Source organism: Variovorax ureilyticus (assembly GCF_037889935.1).
In the GTDB taxonomy this organism is placed as follows: domain Bacteria; phylum Pseudomonadota; class Gammaproteobacteria; order Burkholderiales; family Burkholderiaceae_C; genus Variovorax; species Variovorax ureilyticus.
Genome location: NZ_JBBKZU010000006.1, coordinates 207,444 through 226,096, shown reverse-complemented (window position 1 = coordinate 226,096; position 18,653 = coordinate 207,444). Strand labels below are relative to the sequence as shown.

General features: G+C 66.8%; 22 protein-coding genes. 8 read left to right on the top strand and 14 right to left on the bottom strand.

Going from position 1 to position 18,653, the window contains the following annotated elements; genetic code table 11:
- The 5 genes from WKW77_RS15690 to WKW77_RS15670 all read right to left on the bottom strand — a co-directional run bounded on the left by WKW77_RS15690 (position 1) and on the right by WKW77_RS15670 (position 4,595).
- A complete protein-coding gene (locus WKW77_RS15690; protein WP_340357780.1) occupies positions 1–1,296 on the bottom strand; it encodes a TRAP transporter large permease in 1,296 nt (431 codons plus the stop codon).
- A 3-nt stretch (positions 1,297–1,299) separates the two neighbouring features.
- Positions 1,300–1,788 (bottom strand): TRAP transporter small permease, encoded by a 489-nt coding sequence (locus WKW77_RS15685; protein WP_340357779.1) that lies wholly within the window; start codon positions 1,786–1,788, stop codon positions 1,300–1,302.
- Positions 1,789–1,857: 69 nt separating this feature from the next.
- A complete protein-coding gene (locus WKW77_RS15680; protein WP_340357778.1) occupies positions 1,858–2,829 on the bottom strand; it encodes a TRAP transporter substrate-binding protein in 972 nt (323 codons plus the stop codon).
- Between the two features lie 48 nt (positions 2,830–2,877).
- Positions 2,878–3,768 (bottom strand): SMP-30/gluconolactonase/LRE family protein, encoded by an 891-nt coding sequence (locus WKW77_RS15675; RefSeq protein ID WP_340357777.1) that lies wholly within the window; start codon positions 3,766–3,768, stop codon positions 2,878–2,880.
- 5 nt (positions 3,769–3,773) lie between these two features.
- A complete protein-coding gene (locus WKW77_RS15670) occupies positions 3,774–4,595 on the bottom strand; it encodes an NAD-dependent epimerase/dehydratase family protein (protein ID WP_340357776.1) in 822 nt (273 codons plus the stop codon).
- Between the two features lie 68 nt (positions 4,596–4,663).
- Between WKW77_RS15670 and WKW77_RS15665 the strand changes: the two genes are divergently transcribed.
- From WKW77_RS15665 to WKW77_RS15650, 4 genes are all read left to right on the top strand, one after another.
- Positions 4,664–5,488, top strand: coding sequence for a FadR/GntR family transcriptional regulator (locus WKW77_RS15665; RefSeq protein ID WP_340357775.1), 825 nt, complete (start codon positions 4,664–4,666; stop codon positions 5,486–5,488).
- 111 nt (positions 5,489–5,599) lie between these two features.
- Positions 5,600–6,574, top strand: coding sequence for a Bug family tripartite tricarboxylate transporter substrate binding protein (locus tag WKW77_RS15660; protein ID WP_340357774.1), 975 nt, complete (start codon positions 5,600–5,602; stop codon positions 6,572–6,574).
- 141 nt (positions 6,575–6,715) lie between these two features.
- Positions 6,716–7,627 (top strand): 5-dehydro-4-deoxyglucarate dehydratase, encoded by a 912-nt coding sequence (gene kdgD / locus WKW77_RS15655; RefSeq protein WP_340357773.1) that lies wholly within the window; start codon positions 6,716–6,718, stop codon positions 7,625–7,627.
- A gap of 92 nt (positions 7,628–7,719) precedes the next feature.
- Positions 7,720–9,156: an aldehyde dehydrogenase family protein gene (locus WKW77_RS15650; protein ID WP_340357772.1), complete on the top strand. Its 1,437-nt coding sequence runs from the start codon at positions 7,720–7,722 to the stop codon at positions 9,154–9,156.
- A 16-nt stretch (positions 9,157–9,172) separates the two neighbouring features.
- Here the strand turns inward: WKW77_RS15650 and mog are convergent, their stop codons facing one another.
- On the bottom strand, positions 9,173–9,769 hold the full coding sequence (gene mog / locus WKW77_RS15645; protein WP_340357771.1) for a molybdopterin adenylyltransferase: 597 nt from the start codon (positions 9,767–9,769) through the stop codon (positions 9,173–9,175).
- A complete protein-coding gene (gene yjgA, locus WKW77_RS15640; RefSeq protein ID WP_340357770.1) occupies positions 9,766–10,422 on the bottom strand; it encodes a ribosome biogenesis factor YjgA in 657 nt (218 codons plus the stop codon). Before yjgA ends, mog begins: the two co-directional genes overlap by 4 nt.
- Positions 10,423–10,495: 73 nt before the next feature.
- On the opposite strand from yjgA, the gene pmbA reads away from it, so the two are divergent.
- Genes pmbA through WKW77_RS15620 form a run of 4 tightly spaced genes read left to right on the top strand, consistent with a single transcriptional unit; the run spans position 10,496 to position 13,821 of the window.
- The gene (gene pmbA, locus WKW77_RS15635) at positions 10,496–11,866 is read left to right on the top strand and encodes a metalloprotease PmbA (RefSeq protein WP_340357769.1); all 1,371 of its coding nucleotides are present in this window, start codon (positions 10,496–10,498) and stop codon (positions 11,864–11,866) included.
- Positions 11,867–11,868: 2 nt separating this feature from the next.
- On the top strand, positions 11,869–12,606 hold the full coding sequence (locus WKW77_RS15630) for an energy-coupling factor ABC transporter ATP-binding protein (RefSeq protein WP_422823198.1): 738 nt from the start codon (positions 11,869–11,871) through the stop codon (positions 12,604–12,606).
- Complete coding sequence (locus tag WKW77_RS15625; protein ID WP_340357768.1) at positions 12,599–13,192, top strand: energy-coupling factor transporter transmembrane component T family protein; 594 nt, start codon at positions 12,599–12,601, stop codon at positions 13,190–13,192. Before WKW77_RS15630 ends, WKW77_RS15625 begins: the two co-directional genes overlap by 8 nt.
- A 32-nt stretch (positions 13,193–13,224) precedes the next feature.
- A complete protein-coding gene (locus WKW77_RS15620; RefSeq protein ID WP_340357767.1) occupies positions 13,225–13,821 on the top strand; it encodes a biotin transporter BioY in 597 nt (198 codons plus the stop codon).
- A 14-nt stretch (positions 13,822–13,835) separates the two neighbouring features.
- Here WKW77_RS15620 and WKW77_RS15615 read toward each other — a convergent pair whose 3' ends face one another.
- The 7 genes from WKW77_RS15615 to ybiB all read right to left on the bottom strand — a co-directional run bounded on the left by WKW77_RS15615 (position 13,836) and on the right by ybiB (position 18,612).
- Positions 13,836–14,291 carry a DUF6314 family protein gene (locus WKW77_RS15615; RefSeq protein ID WP_340357766.1) on the bottom strand — a complete coding sequence of 152 codons (456 nt, stop codon included), beginning with the start codon at positions 14,289–14,291 and terminating at the stop codon, positions 13,836–13,838.
- Positions 14,288–14,761: an NUDIX domain-containing protein gene (locus WKW77_RS15610; protein WP_340357765.1), complete on the bottom strand. Its 474-nt coding sequence runs from the start codon at positions 14,759–14,761 to the stop codon at positions 14,288–14,290. Before WKW77_RS15610 ends, WKW77_RS15615 begins: the two co-directional genes overlap by 4 nt.
- On the bottom strand, positions 14,758–15,213 hold the full coding sequence (locus tag WKW77_RS15605; protein WP_340357764.1) for a GatB/YqeY domain-containing protein: 456 nt from the start codon (positions 15,211–15,213) through the stop codon (positions 14,758–14,760). The genes WKW77_RS15610 and WKW77_RS15605 overlap by 4 nt, the downstream gene beginning before the upstream one ends.
- 115 nt (positions 15,214–15,328) lie before the next feature.
- A complete protein-coding gene (rpsU, locus tag WKW77_RS15600; RefSeq protein ID WP_007833691.1) occupies positions 15,329–15,541 on the bottom strand; it encodes a 30S ribosomal protein S21 in 213 nt (70 codons plus the stop codon).
- Positions 15,542–15,638: 97 nt separating this feature from the next.
- Positions 15,639–16,889, bottom strand: a complete 1,251-nt coding sequence (locus tag WKW77_RS15595; protein ID WP_340357763.1) for a BaiN/RdsA family NAD(P)/FAD-dependent oxidoreductase — start codon at positions 16,887–16,889, stop codon at positions 15,639–15,641.
- Complete coding sequence (gene cobA, locus WKW77_RS15590; protein ID WP_340357762.1) at positions 16,889–17,677, bottom strand: uroporphyrinogen-III C-methyltransferase; 789 nt, start codon at positions 17,675–17,677, stop codon at positions 16,889–16,891. The genes WKW77_RS15595 and cobA overlap by 1 nt, the downstream gene beginning before the upstream one ends.
- The gene (ybiB, locus tag WKW77_RS15585; RefSeq protein ID WP_340357761.1) at positions 17,674–18,612 is read right to left on the bottom strand and encodes a DNA-binding protein YbiB; all 939 of its coding nucleotides are present in this window, start codon (positions 18,610–18,612) and stop codon (positions 17,674–17,676) included. Before ybiB ends, cobA begins: the two co-directional genes overlap by 4 nt.
- Positions 18,613–18,653: the final 41 nt, after the last annotated feature.

Genomic DNA, 18,653 nt, shown 5'->3' with positions numbered 1-18,653 from the left:
TCATTTGACGACCATATACAAGCTCGGCAACCACGTCGAGAAGGCAGGCACGAAAGTCACCACCGCCAGCGCGAAGATGAGTGCGCCGTAGAAAGGCCAGATCGTCTTCATCACCGTGCCGACGGAGACTCCACCGATCGCGCACCCGACGAACTGCGTCGTGCCCACGGGCGGCGTGTTCAGGCCCAGCGCGCAATTGATCAGCATCACGATGCCGAACTGCACCGAGGTCATGCCGTACTGCTGGGCGATCGGCAGGAAGATCGGCGTGCACAGCAGGATCGTCGCGGCCATGTCAAGGAAGGTGCCGAGCACGAACAGGATGATGTTGATCAGCAGGAAGATGACCCACGGGGTGCTCGTGACCTGCGACAGCATCTGCCCGGTGAGTTCGGCCACGCCGTAGAGGCTGATGAGATAGCCGAAGGTGCTGGAGATGCCGATCAGCAGCAGGATCACGCCGGTGGTGCGCACCGCCTTCGATGCCGCTTTGACGAAGTGCTCCCACTTCAGGGTGCGGTAGACGAAGATCGTCAGCGCCAGCGCATACAGCACCGCCACGGCAGCCGATTCGGTCGCGGTGAAGATGCCCGACAGGATGCCACCGAGGATCAGCACCACGACGAACAGGCCGGGCAGGGCCGCTGCGAACGAGCGGCCCACGATCTGCCAGCCCGGGAAGCTGCCGGCGGGATAGCCGCGCTTCACGGCGACGAAGTAGGCCGCCGCGAGGTTGGAAATCGTGAGCACCGCCGCGGGCAGCAAGGCCGCAAGGATCAGCGCCGCGATCGACACCTTGCCGCCCGCTGCGAGCGAATAGATGATGAGGTTGTGGCTCGTCGGCATCAGCGCGCCGACGAGCGCCGCGTGCGTCGTCACGTTGACGGCGTAATCGGCGTGGTAGCCCTCCTTCTTCATCATCGGGATCATCACGGCGCCCATGGCCGAGACATCGGCCACCGGCGAGCCCGACACGCCGCCGAACAGCGTGCAGGCCACCACGTTCGACATGCCGAGGCCGCCGCGCACATGGCCCACGAGGTCGCGTGCGAGGTTGACGATGCGGTCCGCAATGCCGCCGTAAAGCATCAGCTCGCCGGCGAAGATGAAGAACGGAATCGCGAGGAACGAGAAGATCCCCATGCCCGAGGTCATCTGCTGGAAGCCGACTTCCAGCGGCAGGCCTTCATAGAGCAGAGTGGAGAGCGCCGACAAGCCGATGGAGAACGCCACCGGAACGCCAAGCAGCAGCAACAGCGTGAACGAGATACAGAGAATCAGCAGTGGAATGGTCATGGCTCAGCCCCACGAGGGTTCGACTTCGCGGCCTTGGGCGAGCGCGACGATGTGTTCGATCGAGAACATCACGATCAGCAAGCCGGACACGGCTGCCGGCACGTATTTCCAGCCTTCGGAGATCCACAGCGTGGGGAGGCGATAGGTCCACACCGATTCGGCGAGCGAGGCGCAATTCCAGGCCATCGCGGCGCCGAAGAGCAGGATCAGGAAGTGGATCAGGTACTCCATCTTCAGCCGGAGCGAGTCGGGCGCGAGCACGAGCAAGGACTCGAGGCCGATGTGGCCCGCATCGCGGACGCCGACCGCGACCCCGAGCATGGTCACGTAGAGCACCAGCAGAAGCGCCAGGCTTTCCGCCCAGGTGGGCGTGTTGTTGAGGACGTAGCGGCCGAACACCTGCCAGCTCACGGCGCAGATCACCGCGACGAGGCCGAGGATGCCCAACCGCATGCAGGCGCGAGCCAGCGTGCGGCAGATTTTGGTGTACATGATGGGGAGCCCTCCCGGCGCGCGGGAAGGGCGGTCTCCTGAAAGAAGAAGAGTCGGAGAGTGGCGGACTTACTTCGTGTCCTGCACGCGCTTGACGAGGTCCTTGAGCTTCGGATCGGCGATGAACTTCTCGTAGACCGGCTTCATCGCGGCCTGGAACGGCGTCTTGTCGACTTCGATGATCTCGGCGCCGCCGGCCTTCACGGTCGCGAGCGACTTCACTTCACGCTCTTCCCACTGCTTGCGCATGTAGGGCACCGACTCCTTGGCGGCCTGGCGGATCCAGCCTTGTTCCTCGGGGGACAGCTTGTCCCATGCGCGCTTGGAGAAAAGCAGCATCTCGGGAGCCATCGAGTGCTCGGTCTTGGTGTAGTACTTGGCCACTTCGAAGGCACGGGCGCTTTCGTAGGTGGGGTAGTTGTTCTCGGCGGCGTCGATCAGGCCGGTCTTCAGGCCGGTGTAGACCTCGCCCATCGGCATCGGGGTGGCATTCGCGCCCATCGCTTCGATCATCGCCACCCACAGGTCGGACTGCTGCACGCGGACCTTCAGACCCTTCATGTCGGTGAAGTTGCGCACAGGCTTTTTGGCAGTGAACATCGAGCGCGCGCCGCTGTCGTAGTAGGCCAGGCCCACGAAGCCCTGCTTCTCGCACGACTTGAGGATCTCCTCGCCGATCGGGCCGTCGAGCACCTTGTGCATGTGCTCGACCGAGCGGAACAGGAAGGGCATCGTCGGGACCTGCGTCTCGGGGCAGATGTTGTTCATCGGGGCGATGTTCACGCGGACCATCTGCAGCGCGCCGATCTTGGCTTGCTCGATGGTGTCCTTTTCGCTCCCCAGCGCGCTGTTGTTGAAGACCTTGATCGTGTCCTTGCCACCCGAGAGCTGCTTGAGACGTTCGCTCATGAACTTGACTGCGGTCACGGTCGGGTAGTCGTCGGGGTGAATGTCGGCCGACCGGAATTCGACGGCCTGTGCGGCCATCGCGGTCATGCCCGCCGCGATGGCAACGATGAGTGCGTGCTTGTGGAGCTTCATTTGTCTTCCTCTATTGGTGGTTGTCATGAAACGGATGAGAGTCCGGCGTCAGCCGCCGAACAGGGGTTCTGGAATGCCCTGCACGCCAGGGCGAAGCGCGAAGAGGCCACCGGCGAGCGGCTGGTCGGACAGATCGCCGCCAGGGCGGATCGATGTGACGAAGAGTATGTCGAGCTTGGGGCCGCCGAAGGCGCACATCGCCGGCTTCCTGACCGGCACTTCGAGCGAGCGGTCCAGCTTGCCCTGCGGCGTGAAGCGGTGCACCAGCCCGGCGTCGTTGCCGCAGATCCAGTAGCAGCCGTCGGCATCGACCGCCGCGCCGTCGGGTCGGCCCGGCAGCGGGTTCATGTCGACGAACACCCGGCGGTTGGACGCGGTGCCGGTCTCCGTGTCGTAGTCGAAGGCCCAGATGGTCTGCACGCTCGGATGCGAGTCGGACAGGTACATCGCGCGGCCGTCGGGACTGAACCCGAGGCCGTTCGGGACGATGAAGTCCTGCAACTGCACCGAAGGCGCGGCCCCGTTCTTGTCGAAGCGATACACGCGGCCGACGCGCGCGCCGGCTGCCATGTCCATCAGCATCGTGCCGGCCCAGAAGCGGCCCTGCCGGTCGCAGCGGCCATCGTTGAAGCGCATGGCGGGCATGGCGTGATTCACTTCGGCGAGCCGCTTTGATTCGACGAGCCCGTCGCCCTGCGGGGTGATGGTGAACAGACCGCTTTCCATGCCCGCGAGCCAGCTCCCGGGCGCGTCGGCGCGCGGGGCGATGCAGGCGGGCATTTCATCGGTAACCCACAGGACGTGGCCCGCCGCGGACCAGCGGTGCAATGCGCGACCTGGAATGTCGACCCAGTACAGCGCTTCTTCGGCGATCGACCAGACCGGACTCTCGCCCGTGCCGCAGCGCGCATCCACGACGAGTTCGGCCTTCGTCGGCATGGCGCTCAATCTCCGAAGGGGCCTTGCGCGGTGAATCCGCCGCCCTGGTAGATGGCATTCGGATCGGTGGGCGCGACCGGCGGTTGGGCCTCGACCTTCGCGCGGAAGACCTCGGAGGTGTCCTTCGGGGCATAGCCCAGGTGCGCGGCCGCGCTGTTGTCCCACCACACGTCCTTGTTGGCGGACGCGCCGTAGACGACGGTGTGCTTGACGTTCGGCGTGAAGAGCGACTTCTCGATGAGCGAGGTCAGGTCGTCGTAGCTGAGCCAGGTGCTCATCATCCGGCGGTTCGCCGGCTCCGGGAACGAGGAGCCGATGCGGATGCTCACCGTCTCGATGCCCCAGCGGTCGAAATAGAACTGCGCGACGTCTTCGCCGAAGGACTTCGACAGGCCGTAGTAGCTATCGGGCCGGCGCAGCACGTGCGCGTCGAGGTGCTCGGTCTGCTTGTAGAAGCCGATCACATGGTTGGAGCTGGCGAACACCACGCGCTTCACGCCGTGGCGTCGCGCTGCCTCGTAGATGTGGAAAACGCCTTTGATGTTGCCTTCGAGGATTTCCTCGAAAGGGCGCTCGACCGAAACGCCGCCCAGGTGCACGATGGCGTCGCAGCCGGCCACCAGCGCATCGACGGCCTTCTTGTCGGAGAGGTCGCAGGGGACGAATTCTTCGTGGGGGCCCGCGGCCGGGGCGAGCGAGGCGATGTCGGAAAGACGCAGGACGTCTGCATAGGGGCGCAGGCGTTCGCGAAGCACTTTGCCGAGGCCGCCGGCGGCACCGGTGAGCAGCAGGCGGGGAACGCGTTGGGAAGAGGTTGTCTCGCTCATGGAATTTCCGGATCTCTCGTCGTAAGTTATCGGTTGTCGTACAACAGCGCGGCGATTATCATCACGCCATGTCGAACCTGTCAACGGGGTCAACCTCAACCGCAGATCAACCCGCTTTCGGCGCCGCGCTGCGTCGAAGAGGCCGCGGGCTGGCGCATGGGCTCGTCGATGATCTCGGCGAAAAAATTCGCAGCCAGCAACTGCGGCCGGGCGACAAGCTGCCGACCGAGTCGGCCATCATGCAGGCCTACGGCGTCAGCCGCACCGTGGTGCGCGAGGCGCTTTCCAAGCTGCAGGCCGCGGGGCTGGTGGAAACGCACCACGGCATCGGCACTTTCGTGCTGCAGCCCAAGGTCGCGGGGATGTTCCGGCTCGACGCTTCGGAACTCGCGGCCTCGGTCGACGTGCTTGCGGTGCTCGAGTTGCGCATCAGCCTCGAGACCGAATCCGCCGGATTGGCCGCCACGCGCCGCACCGAAGAGCAACTCGCGGCGATGCGCGAAGCGCTTGACGAGTTCGAGCGCAATGTGGAAGTGGCGGGGGACACGGTTGCGCCTGATTTCCGCTTTCACCTGGAGATCGCGCAGGCGACCGGCAACCCCTATTTCGCCGACATCATGAGCCACCTCGGCACGACGATCATTCCGCGCACGCGCATCAACGCCATCCGCAACTACGACCGGCGCGTCGAGTACCTGATGCGCGTGAATCGCGAGCACGAAGAAATCTATGCGGCGATCGCGCGGCGCGATCCGGACTCCGCGCGCGCGGCGATGCGCATCCACCTGACGAACAGCCGCGAGCGCCTGCGCATCGCGCAGGAGGCCGCGCGTAGCGCCGGCACGGCTGCACCGGCTTCGGACGCAACGCCGACGTCCGGCCCTGCGGCCTGAAACCGATGTCGCAAGTGCTGGACATCAGGTCGAACTAGTTGTACGATGACTGACGACAACGAACTGTCAAGTCGATCGCCATTCATTCCTTCGCATCTGGAGACAACACCCATGACCTTGAATCGCCGTGAACTCATGTTCGGCGCGCTCGGCGCAGGCCTGATGACCACCGGCTCGGCCCGTGCCGCCGATGCCTGGCCTGCGAAGCCGATTCGCATCGTGGTGCCGTACCCGCCCGGCGGGTCGTCAGACATCATCGCGCGGATCATCAGCGTGCAGTTGTCGGAAGCGCTCAAGCAGTCGGTAATCGTCGAGAACAAGGCGGGCGCCAACGGCAATCTCGGGGCCGACTACGTGGCGAAGGCGCCGGCCGACGGCTACACGGTGCTCCTGTGCGACGTGGGCGCGCTGGCGATCAGCCCCTCGGTCTACACCAAGCTCTCGTTCGATCCGTCGAAGGATCTGCGCGGCGTGACCATGCTGGCCTATTCGCCGCACCTGCTGGTGGTGCACCCGTCGGTGCAGGCCGGCAATCTCAAGGAACTGATCGCGCTGTCGAAGAAGTCCGATCTCAATTTCGCGGTGACCGCCACCGGCAGCGCACCGCATCTCGCCGGCGTTGCACTCGAACGCGCAAGCGGCGCGCGCTGGCAGTACGTGCCCTACAAGGGCGGCGTGCAGGCGGTGCAGGACACCGTCGCCGGCCAGACCCAGGTGCTCATGAACGGCATGCTCGCGACCTGGCCCCACGTGCAGAGCGGCAAGCTCAAGGTGCTCGGCGTTTCCAAGCCGACGCGCATGCCGCTGCTCGGCGAGGTGCCGACCATTGCGGAGCAGGGCGTGGCTGGCTTCGAGTCCGGCACCTGGCAAGGCGTGCTGGTGCCGCGCGGCACGCCCGAGGCGCTGGTGCAGCGCCTGAACAAGGAGCTGATCGCGATCATCCGCTCGGCCGATGTGCGTTCGCGCCTCGCCGGGCAGGGCGCCGAAGTCGTGACGATGACGCCGCCCGAGCAGGACCAGTTCTTCGAGAAGGAACGCGCCCGCTGGGCGAAGGTCGTCTCCGCCGCGCAAATCAAGCTGGACTGACCCCCAGCCTCGCCCACTTCGTGTGGCTGTGCGTCCCCTCGAGGGGGCCATCCCGGCGGCGCGGCAAAGCCGGCTCCGCGGGATTCCTCGGTTGGGCTGCACCCGTTTTTTTCCACTGACCACTACATATCACTGCTGACCATGAATCCTCAAGAACTCAAATCCATCATGGGCTCCGGCCTGCTGTCGTTCCCGCTGACCGACTTTGACGCGAACGGCGACTTCAACAAGAAGGGCTACATCGAGCGCCTCGAATGGCTGGCACCCTATGGCGCGAGCGCACTGTTCGCGGCAGGTGGCACGGGTGAGTTCTTCTCGCTGACCGGCGACGAGTACCCCGAGATCATCCAGACCGCGGTCGAGACCTGCCGCGGCAAGGTGCCGATCATCGCGGGCGCCGGCGGGCCGACCCGCTTCGCGATTCAGTGCGCGCAAGCGGCCGAGAAGGCCGGCGCGCACGGCATCCTGCTGCTGCCGCACTACCTCACCGAAGCGGGCCAGGAAGGCCTCGCTGCGCACGTCGAAGCGGTGTGCAAGAGCGTGAAGTTCGGCGTCATCGTCTACAACCGCGGCCAGAGCAAGCTCTATCCCGAAACGCTCGCCAAGCTGGCCGAGCGCTGCCCGAACCTCGTCGGCTTCAAGGATGGCATCGGCGATATCGAACTGATGAGTTCCATCTACCTGAAGATGGGCGACCGCTTCGCCTACCTCGGCGGCCTGCCGACCGCGGAGGTCTATGCCGCGGCCTACAAGGCGCTCGGCACGCCGGTGTATTCGTCGGCCGTCTTCAACTTCATCCCGAAGACCGCGATGGAGTTTTACCGCGCCGTCGCCACCGACGACACCGCCACGCAGCACCGCCTGCTCAGGGACTTCTTCATGCCCTACCTTGCGATCCGCAACCAGGGGCAGGGCTACGCGGTGAGCATCGTGAAGGCCGGCGCCAAGATCGTCGGCCACGACGCGGGCCCGGTGCGCACGCCGCTGACAGACCTCAAGGGCGACGAATACGAAGCGCTTGCGACGCTGATCGCAAAGCTCGGTCCGCAGTAAGCTGCCAGACCCGTCTGTCAGCCAGGGCGGCGGCCGGCTCCTTCTGAGCCGGGCCGCCTTTTTCTTCTTGATCGATTCCCAAGGACACCGCCATGCAGAAATTTGACAACCTCATCAACGGCGAATGGATCGCCGGCGCCAGCTATAGCGCGAACACCAATCCGAGCAACCTCGCGGACGTGCTGGGCGAATACGCCCAGGGCGACGCGACGCAGGTCGATGCCGCTGTCGCAGCCGCCACGGCCGCGTTCCCCGCCTGGGCCACCGGCGGCGTGCAGGCGCGCTCCGAGGCGCTGGACAAGATCGGCAACGAGATCCTTGCGCGCAAGGAAGAGCTGGGCACGCTGCTCGCTCGCGAAGAGGGCAAGACGAAGGCCGAAGGCATCGGCGAAGCCACGCGCGCCGGCCAGATCTTCAAGTTCTTCGCCGGCGAATGCCTGCGCCTGTCGGGCGAGGTTCTCCCCTCGGTTCGCCCCGGCATCGGCGTCGAGATCACGCGCGAGCCCGTGGGCGTCGTGGGCCTGATCACGCCGTGGAACTTCCCCATCGCGATCCCCGCCTGGAAGATCGCGCCGGCACTGGCCTTCGGCAACTGCGTGGTCCTGAAGCCCGCGGACCTGGTGCCCGGCTGCGCCTGGGCATTGGCTGAAATCATCAGCCGCTCGGGCATTCCCGCGGGCGTCTTCAACCTCGTGATGGGCCGCGGCAGCGTGATCGGCAATGCAATGGTCCAGCACCCGGGCATCCATGCGGTGAGCTTCACAGGCTCGGTGGGCGTGGGCCGCGACATCGCGGTGCAGTGCGCCACCCGCGGCAAGAAGGTGCAGCTGGAGATGGGCGGCAAGAACCCGCAGGTGGTGCTGGACGATGCCGATCTCAATCAGGCCGTGGAGCTGAGCGTGCAGAGCGCGTTCTATTCGACCGGCCAGCGCTGCACCGCATCGAGCCGGCTGATCGTCACTGAAGGCATCTATCCGAAGTTCATCGAGGCGATGAAGGCCCGCATGGCCAAGATCAAGGTCGGCGATGCGCTCGCGCAGGGCACCGACGTCGGTCCGGTCTCCAGCGGCAGCCAGCTTCAGCAGGACCTGGAATACGTGGAGATCGGCAAGAAGGAAGGCGCGACGCTGGCCGCGGGCGGCGAGCGGCTCAAGCTCGACACGGACGGCTTCTACATGTCGCCGGCGCTCTTCAGCGAATCGGTGGCGGCGATGCGCATCAACAAGGAAGAGATCTTCGGGCCGGTGGCCAGCGTCATCCGGGTGAAGAACTACGAGGAAGCGCTCGCGACCGCGAACGACACCGAGTTCGGCCTGTCGGCCGGCATCGCCACGACCAGCCTGAAGTACGCCACGCACTTCAAGCGCCACAGCCAGGCCGGCATGGTGATGGTGAACCTGCCGACCGCCGGCGTGGATTACCACGTGCCCTTCGGCGGCCGCAAGGGATCGAGCTACGGGCCGCGCGAGCAGGGCCGCTATGCGCAGGAGTTCTTCACCACGGTGAAGACCGCCTACACGCTGGCCTGACGGCCCGAACCCCGGCCTATTTCGGCGCGCGGATCGCCGACTTGGGCCGGAACGCCTTGCAGACCGAATCGTCGGTCTCGAGGTACGGCCCGCCGATCAGGTCGATGCAATAGGGCACCGCGGCGAAGATGCCCGGCACGACCTGCGTGCCGTCCGGGTTCTTCAGCCCTTCGAGCGTCTCGGCGATCGACTTGGGTTGGCCGGGAAGATTGATGATGAGGCTCTTGTTGCGGATCACCGCCACCTGACGCGACAGGATCGCGGTCGGCACGAAGCGCAGGCTGATCTGCCGCATCTGCTCGCCGAAACCCGGCATTTCCTTGTGGGCCACGGCCAGCGTGGCTTCAGGGGTCACGTCGCGCAGTGCCGGGCCCGTGCCGCCGGTGGTCAGCACCAGCGAACAGCCGGCGTCGACCAGTTCGATCAGCGCGGCGCTGATGCCTTCCTTGTCATCGGGGATCAACCGCGAAGCGAAGGTGATCGGATTGCGCAACGCACGCTGCAGCCATTCCTGCAGGGCCGGCAGGCCCTTGTCTTCGTAGACGCCGCTCGATGCGCGGTCGCTGATGGAGACGATGCCGATGCGGATGGCATCGAAGGCAATGTCTGTCATGCGTCGTCCTCGCGGGATTGCTCTGCGGCCTCGGCCGCGTGATCTTCGGTGCCATGCACGCGCAACTGCTCGCGCACGAGCTGGAACACTTCGCGATACGCCTTGCCCTGGCGCGGCGCTTCGCCGGGCGGCCCGGACTTCATGTCCCTGCGCGCCTGGCGCACCAGTGCGCGCAGCTGCTGGGCATCGGTGCCGGGGTGGGTTTCGATCCAGCCGCCGAGCGCGTCGTCGTCGGCGATGAGGCGGTCGCGCCAGCGCTCCGCCTCGTGCAGCGCGGCCGCTTCCTGGGCCGGTCCTCGGTTCTGTTCGGCCAATGCGACGCGCACCGTCTCGACGACCGATTCATCCAGCCCGCGCATCAGCTTGCCGACGAACTGCATCTGCCGGCGCTTGCCTTCGAAGTTGGTGATGCGCCGGGCGTCGGCGATGGCTTCGCGCAACTTGTCGCCGAGGTCGAGTTTGTCGAAGAGACCAGGCCTGAGCGTCAGCAGGGCTTCGCCGAGCGCCTGCAGCTCCGCGCTCTCGCGCTTGAGATCGGTCTTGCTCGCCGCGTCGGTGCCCTTGAGCTCGCGCTTGAGCTCGAGGTCGAGTTCGCTGCCTTCGGCGACGAATTGGCCGCGGACGAAGTAGCCTTTTTTGGGTTTGCGGGACATAGAGACAATCGTAGACCCCTCCGGGCGCACCGGGCGTGTCGCACAAGGAGGGGCAAGTATCATAGTCAACCACATGAGCACACCATCCTCGCGCGCCGAATCCGGCTTCGCCTACAGCCGTTCCTTCTTCGAAAACCTGGTCGACTCAGCCTTGGCCCATGCCAGGAAGCTCGGCGCCACCGACGTGGGCGCCGAGGCGTCCGAAGGCTGCGGCCTGAGCGTGTCGGTGCGCAAGGGCGAGCTCGAGAACGTCGAACGCAATCGCGACAAGTCGCTGGGCGTGACGGTCTACATCGGCCATCGGCGCGGCAACGCGAGCACTTCCGATTTCTCGGAAGCGGCGGTCGCGCAGACCGTGCAGGCGGCCTACGACATCGCGCGCTTCACGGCCGAGGATCCGGTCAGCGGCCTGCCCGACGAGGAAGACATCGCGAAGGACCACCCGGATCTCGATCTCTTCCATCCCTGGGACATCACCAGCGAGCAGGCGGCCGAGCTCGCGCTGGCGTGCGAGTCCGCCGCGATGTCCACGGATAAGCGAATCACCAACAGCGAAGGCGCGGGCGTCTCGGCCCAGCAGAGCCACTTCTTCAGCGCCCACACGCGCGGCTTCCGCGGTGGCTACGCGAGTTCGCGCCATTCGATCTCGGTGGCGCCGATCGCCGGCAAGGGCGACGACATGCAGCGCGATGCGTGGTACAGCTCGATGCGTTCCGCCGATGAGCTCGCGAGTCCGCAGGCCGTCGGGCGCTATGCGGCCGAGCGCGCGCTGAGCCGGCTGAAGTCCCGCAAGATCAAGACCACGGAATGCCCGGTGCTGTTCGAATCGCCGCTCGCGGCCGGCCTGCTGGGCGGGCTGGTGCAGGCGACCAGCGGCGGGGCGCTCTATCGCCGCAGCACCTTCCTGCTCGACTCGCTCGGCAAGCAGGTGCTGCCCTCGCATGTCGACGTGACGGAGGACCCGCACCTGCGCCGCGGCAAGGGCAGCTCGCCCTTCGACGACGAGGGCGTGGTCACGCGCAAGCGCAAGCTGGTGGACGGCGGCCGGCTCGAAGGGTATTTCCTGAGCACTTATTCGGCGCGCAAGCTCGGGATGAAGACCACCGGCAATGCCGGCGGCTCGCACAACCTGACGCTCACGTCGCGCCTCACGCAGCCGGGCGACGACCTGGACGCGATGCTGGCCAAGCTCGGCACGGGCCTGTTCGTGATCGAGCTGATGGGGCAGGGCGTGAACTACGTGACTGGCGACTATTCGCGCGGCGCGAGCGGCTTCTGGGTCGAGAACGGGAAGATCGCCTATCCGGTGCAGGAGATCACCATCGCCGGCAATCTCAAGGACATGCTGCTGGGCATCGAGGCCGTGGGCGCCGATGCCTACAACTATGGCGCGAAGACGACGGGTTCCCTGCTCGTGAACCGGATGAAGGTCGCGGGGAGCTGAGCTTGGCGCGCGGCGGCGCCTGGCCGGCGCGGCAACCCATTCCGCGGGAGGATGACGCCGGCACCGGTGTCCGCCTCGAGGACGTCACGCTGGTGCGGGGCCACCAGCGAATCTTCGAGGGACTGACGCTGCACCTCTCGGAATCGAGGATCGGGCTGATCGGCGACAACGGCGCGGGCAAGAGCAGCCTGTTCCGCCTGATCTGCGGGCTCGACAAGCCGCAGCAGGGTCGTGTCATCGCTTCCGGCGTCGGGCTGATGTTCCAGAACCCCGACGACCAGATCATTTTCCCGACCGTGGCCGAGGAGTTGGTCTTCAGCCTCACGGCCCGTGGCGAGGCGCGCCAGGCCGCGCAGGAGCGGGCGCTCGACTTCCTGGCCGGGCGCGGCTTGTCCGCCTGGGCTGGCCGCTCCGTCGGCGAATTGAGCCAGGGCCAGCGCCAGCAGGTCTGCCTGATGGCGCTGCAGATCAGCGAGCCTCAGACGCTGCTTCTCGACGAACCCTACGCGAGCCTCGATCTGCCGAGCCAGGCCCGGCTCGCCGCTCAGATCGATGCGTCCGGGCAGCAGATCATCCTGTCGACCCATCTGCTCGACCACGTGCATGACTTCGAGCGCGTGTTGTGGCTGGACGAGGGCCGTGTGCGGGCCGACGGCCCGGGCCGCACGGTCTGCGGAGCCTATGCCGACGACGTGCGCGAGCGCGCGCGGGCAGAGGCAGGACGAGGTGGTTATGCGTAGTCTCTATTCGGCGCAGCCAACATGGATGCACGGCGTTCCGGCCTGGATCAAGCTCGCGTTGTTGTCGGTCTGCGGCACGGTCCTGCTGTGGGTCGAGCGGCCTGCGTACCTGATCGCTGCGTGCGTTCTGGCGCTGTCGATCTTCATGTCGCTGGGCGCACCCGCATGGCGCAGCATCCGGATGCTGGGCGGGGTGGCCATCGCGGGCGGGCTGATCGTCCTCTTTCACTGGGTGATGGGCACCACCGTGCAAGGCGTCGCGAGCGCCTTGCGGCTCGGGAGCGCGGCAACGCTCGCGCTGATGCTCACACTGACCACCCGCTTCGAAGACCTGCTGGCCGTGCTCGAAGCCGTCATGCGTCCCTTGCAGCGCATCGGCGTGCCGACGGGGCGCGTTGCGCTCGCACTGGGCCTCATGCTGCGCTTCGCTGAGAACTTCCATGCGCAATGGAATCGCCTCGACGACGCGTACCGGGCGCGCGCGGGCCGGGGCGGCGGAATGCGACTGCTGGCGCCGATGACGATCCGTACCCTTCAGACCGCCGACCGTGTGGCCGACGCACTGGCTGCACGGCTCGGCCGATGACTTCTTCAACCCCTTCCTTGAATGCTGCTCCCATGTCCGCAAACCCTCCTGCCGGCGCCTCGTCTTCACAGTCTCTCGCTCACATCGCGCTGTTCGCGGCGTTGATGGCGGTGCTTGGACTGATTCCCAAGATCGACCTGCCCTTCGGTGTGCCCATCACGCTGCAATCGCTCGGCGTGATGCTGGCGGGCTGCCTGCTGGGGCCGCGCCGTGGCTTTCTCGCGATCGCGCTCTTTCTGCTCGCGGTGGCGCTGGGCCTGCCTTTGCTGTCCGGCGGGCGCGGCGGACTCGGTGTGTTCGTCGGCGCGACCTCGGGCTTCCTGTTCGGCTGGATGTTCGGCGCCTTCGCCTGCGGCCTGCTGATGCGGCTGCTGGTGCCTCGCCTCGGCGACACCACGGGCAAGGGGTTGCTGGCGACCAGTTTCGTTTCTTCGGTGGTCGGCGGGATCGTGGTCGTCTATGCGTTCGGGATCGCCGGGCTGTCGCTCGTGGCCCACATGTCGCTGTCGCAGGCTGCGCTCGCCATGCTGATCTTCATTCCAGGCGACCTCGTCAAGTGCGGCATCTGCGCCGTGGTCGTGCAGACCGTGATGCGCGGCCTGCCCAGCTGGCGACTCGGCCGCGACTGAATCGATCGGCGCGGCTAGCGCGCCTTGCGGCGCTTGAACAGCGTCGCTGAAACGTAGTCCTTGCGCGGGCCGCGCACGGTGTGACAGACGACGAAAGTCCCGTCGGCCAGAAAGCGGTAGCTGCTGTCGTAGACGTCGGGCGAGCACAGGTGCGTGGCCAGGCCGGCGAACGCATCGCCGTCGCGCTCGAGTTCGATGTGGTGGAAGACGCGGGGCGGCGCTTCGTTGAAGAACACCGTGAAGCCGCGGGGGGCGCGCTCGAAGCGGTACTCGCGGAACGCGTCGAGCTCCTTGCCGCCGGCCAGCCGGACACGGCCTTCTTCGCGGTAGGCCATCACATCGGGCTGCCGCCGCTCGAACACGGCGGTGCCGGTCATCGTGGCCTGGTTCTCGATGTTCCGGTCGAGGTCCCAGGCACCTTCGAGCTGGTCGAAGACGACGTGCGCGCCGTGCCAAGGGCCCGTTGTCACGTCCAGGCGGGTGGCGGTTCGGCCCGCAGAAGCTGCCGCACCCGGGTGATCACCCGCACATAGGGCTCCGCGAACGCGTCGAGCGGCGCGTCGTGCGTCAGCCAGCTGAAGCTGAAGACGAGGCCGTCCTCTTCGGGGCTGCCCATCGCGACGTGGTCGAAGGTCTCGGGCACCGTCGTTGGCGAGCGCATCAGGAACAGGTGCCAGAGCTGCGGGTGCCGGTGCATGTTGCCTTCCACGCCGGCTTCGCAATAGCGATCCATGGTGCCCAGGGGCACGAGTTCGCCGGTGTAGTCGATGCCGGATTCCTCCAGCAGCTCGCGGCGCACCGCATCTTCCGGGGCTTCGCCGGGCTCGATGGTGCCCTTCGGCAACTGCATGCCCCGGTCCTCGGGGTGATGGAAGACCAGGAGGCGGCCCCGATCGTCCACCAGGCAGGCGCAGGCCTTGAGGACCGGGCGCTTCGTCATGCCGAGGCGCCCGACAGCGCCGCCTTGACCGCGGCGCTGACCTGGCCCATGTCGGCCTTGCCGGCGAGGCGCGTCTTCACGACGCCCATGACCTTGCCCATGTCGCCGGGGCCCTTGGCGCCGAGCTCGGCCACGATGGCTTTCACCTCGACAGCGACTTCGTCGGCGCTCATGCGCTGCGGCAGGTAGACCTCCAGCACCTTGATCTCGGCGGCTTCCTTGTCCGCGAGATCCATGCGGCCGCCCTGCGTGAACGCGGCGACCGAGTCCTTGCGCTGCTTCACCAGCTTGTCGACGATCGCAACGATCATGGCGTCGTCCAGCACCACACGCTCGTCGACTTCCTTCTGCTTCATGGCGGCGAGCAGCAGGCGGATGGTGCCCAGGCGCTCGGAGTCCTTGGCGCGCATCGCGGTCTTCATGTCTTCGTTGATCTGGTCCTTGAGGCTCATGGCGGGCTTTCTGTCTGGCGGAAAACAAAAAGCCGCGGCAGGGAAGTCCTGGCGCGGCTCTGGGAAGGAGCTGAAGCTGAACCGGGCACTGGCGCCGGGCCAGCGCAGCGGGCGATCAGTACAGCTTCTTGGGGAGCTGCATGCTGCGCACGCGCTTGTAATGACGCTTGACGGCAGCTGCCTTCTTGCGCTTGCGCTCGGCGGTCGGCTTTTCGTAGAACTCGCGGGCACGCAGGTCGGTCAGCAGGCCGAGCTTTTCGATGGTGCGCTTGAAACGGCGCAGTGCGACGTCGAAGGGCTCGTTTTCTTTTACGCGGATGGTGGTCATTGATTGAATCGGTTGAATTTGGCGCGGGCAAGATCGGCACCCAAGCCGGGGTTCCTCAACTGAAAAAAGGGGTGCGGCCGTTGAGGGGAGGCCAAAGTTAGCCCGGCATTATAGCCTGAGCTTTGCTCTTGAGCGACAGCGCCTCCGCACAAGCATGTGCGCTCGCCCACGCCCACTGGAAGTTGTAACCGCCGAGCCAGCCGGTGACGTCGACCACCTCGCCGATGAAATAGAGGCCCGGCTGCTTCGATTCCATCGTCTGCGAGGACAGGTCGCGCGTATCGACGCCACCCGCGGTCACCTCGGCCTTCTTGTAGCCCTCGGTGCCGCTCGGCGTGATCTGCCACCGGGCGATCCGCTCCGCCAGGGCGGCCAGTGCACGATCGGCGGCTTCGTTGATCGGCCGCTGCAGCGCCGCATCCTCGCCCGCCCAGGCATCGGCGAGCCGCGACGGCACCAGCGCGGCCAGTTCGTTGGCGATGCGTTTGCGGGACTGCCGCTTGGCCTCGCCGAGCGCTTCGGCGACGTCCGTGCCGGGGGCGAAGTCGATGGTGAGCGGCGCGCCGGGCCGCCAGTAGGTCGAAATCTGCAGTACCGCCGGGCCGGACAGCCCCCGATGCGTGAAGAGCAGGTCTTCGAGAAAGTGCATCCGCTCCTTCTTGCTGCCGGTTTCGATCTGCACCGGCAGCGAAAGGCCCGCCAACCCGGCATACGGGGCCCAGCCCTCGCCGCCGAAGGTCAGCGGCACCAGCGCCGGGCGCGGCGTGACCACGCGCAGCCCGAACTGCTCGGCCATCCGGTAGCCGAAGTCGCTCGCGCCGATCTGGGGGATCGAAAGACCACCGGTGGCAATCACCAGTTGGGGAGCGCGGACCGCACCGCGGGGGGTCTCGACCCGATAGCCGCCGCCGTCCGACCAGCCGATCGCGCCCACGCTGCAAGGCTGCCAGTGCTCGACGCCGCCGGCCCGGCATTCGGCCAGCAGCATGTCGATGATCTGCTGCGACGAGCCGTCGCAGAAAAGCTGCCCCTTGTGCTTCTCGTGGTAGGCGATGCCGTGCCGCTGCACCATGTCGATGAACTGCTGCGGCGCATAGCGCGACAGCGCCGAGCGGCAGAAGTGCGGGTTGTCGCCGATGAAGTGCCGCTGCGGCGCGCGCACGTCCAGGTCGCGATTGGTGAAATTGGCGCGTCCGCCGCCGGAAATCCGGATCTTCTCGGCGATGCGCTCGTTGTGGTCGACCAGCAGCACCTTCACGCCGCGCTGCCCCGCCTGCGCGGCGCAGAAGAGCCCTGCGGCGCCTGCGCCGATGACGATGGCGTCGAACGACTTCTGACCGTCCGACATCAGGTGCCGAAACGGGTGACCGATACGCCCGCAGCCGCCAGCCCTTGCAGAACGTCGCCCACGACGATCACCGACGGGCTTCCGAGTCCGGCAGCGGTGAGGTCCGTGCGCAGGCACGCGAGCGTGCTCGTGATATGCCGCTGGTGGGGCAGACTCGCATGCTGGATCACGGCCACCGGCGTATCGCCGGGCAGCCCGCGCAGCAGTTGGTTCTGGATGTGCGCGACGCCCGATACGCCCATGTAGATCACCAGCGTCAGCCGCGCATCGCGCGCCGTCGCGGCGAGCTGCTGCCAGTCGGTGGGGTTCTCGGCGGCCGAGTGCCCGGTCTTGGCGTGGCCGGTGACGAACACCACGCCCTGCGCATGGTCGCGATGCGTCAGCGGCACGCCCAGCGCGGTGACCGCGGCGAGCCCGGCGGTGATGCCGTTGACCACGGTGCATTCGATGCCGGCTTCGCGCAGGTGCTCGACCTCCTCGCCGCCGCGGCCGAAGATGAACGGGTCGCCGCCCTTCAGGCGAACCACGGTCTCGCCTTCCTGCACCGCGGTGATCATGAGCCGCTCGATGAAGGCCTGCGGCGTGCTGCGGCAGCCGCCGCGCTTGCCCACGTGGATGACGCGTGCGTCCGGCCGCGCGTAGGCGAGGATCTCGTCGTTGACCAGGTCGTCGACCAGCAGCACAGTGGCCGCCTGGATCGCCTTGACGGCCTTGATCGTCAGCAGTTCAGGATCGCCGGGCCCGGCGCCGACCAGGGTGCAGGTGCCTTGGGGGGAGGTGGTGTTCATCGGGTCTCCGTCTCTTGCGGCTGGGTCTGTTGGGCGAGGTTGGCGAGCTGGACGATCTGCGCGACCTGCTGCGCGATGGCATCGGGCGCGGGTGTCTCGCCGGCCAGCACGCGGCGCGTGTAGTCCACCGTGGTGTCGACGTCGATGTCCTTCGGAAGCCCTGGCACGTCGCTCTGCGTGCCCGGCTGCTGTTCCTGCAGGGGAACGTGCCGTCCGTGCACGAAGCCATCGGTCTGCGCAGTCCGACGCGGATCGGCGGCGCTCTCGCCTTCGAGCCCGCGCGAGAGCAGGGCGGTCATGCCCATCAGTTCGAAGGTGGCGGCCATCGACCTGGCGTATTCGGGGTGGGTGTAGCTGCCGATCACCACGGATTCGCCGGCGCTCGGCTGCATCAGCTTGACCACGCTGTGGCCCGGGTTGCGCAGGCCGACCACGCGCCGCACGTCGAGCAGGCGCTTGAGTCCGGGCAAGAGCAGTTCGGTCGGCGCGAAGACGACTTCGCCATCGTCGATCGCGCGAATCGCCTTGAGGGCCGGCACACCGAGCCCCGCAAGCACGTTGGACGCCAGCACGCGCGTCGATTCGGTGGCCGTGCCATGCACCAGCACCGGCAGCCCTTCGCGCGCCAGCAGCAGGGCCAGAAGCGGCGTCAGCACGGGCAGGCGTCGCGCGCCGTTGTAGCTGGGCAGCACGACCAGCGGTCGATGTGTGGCGGGAAAGCGGTTCAGCCGTGCATGCGTCGCATCGAGAAAGCCCGCGAGTTCCTCCGGCGTCTCGCCCTTGATGCGCATCGCGAGGCAGAAGGCGCCGACCTCGAGGTCGGTCACCGTGCCGTCCAGCACCTGGCCGAACAGGTCGCGTGCCTGCTCGCGCTCGAGCGGCTTGGCACCGCGCGCGCCGCGGCCGATTTCCTTGATGTAGTGGCTGATTCCCATGGGAGTGCCGATTGTCCCGCAAGGCTTATGCCGCAAAGCGG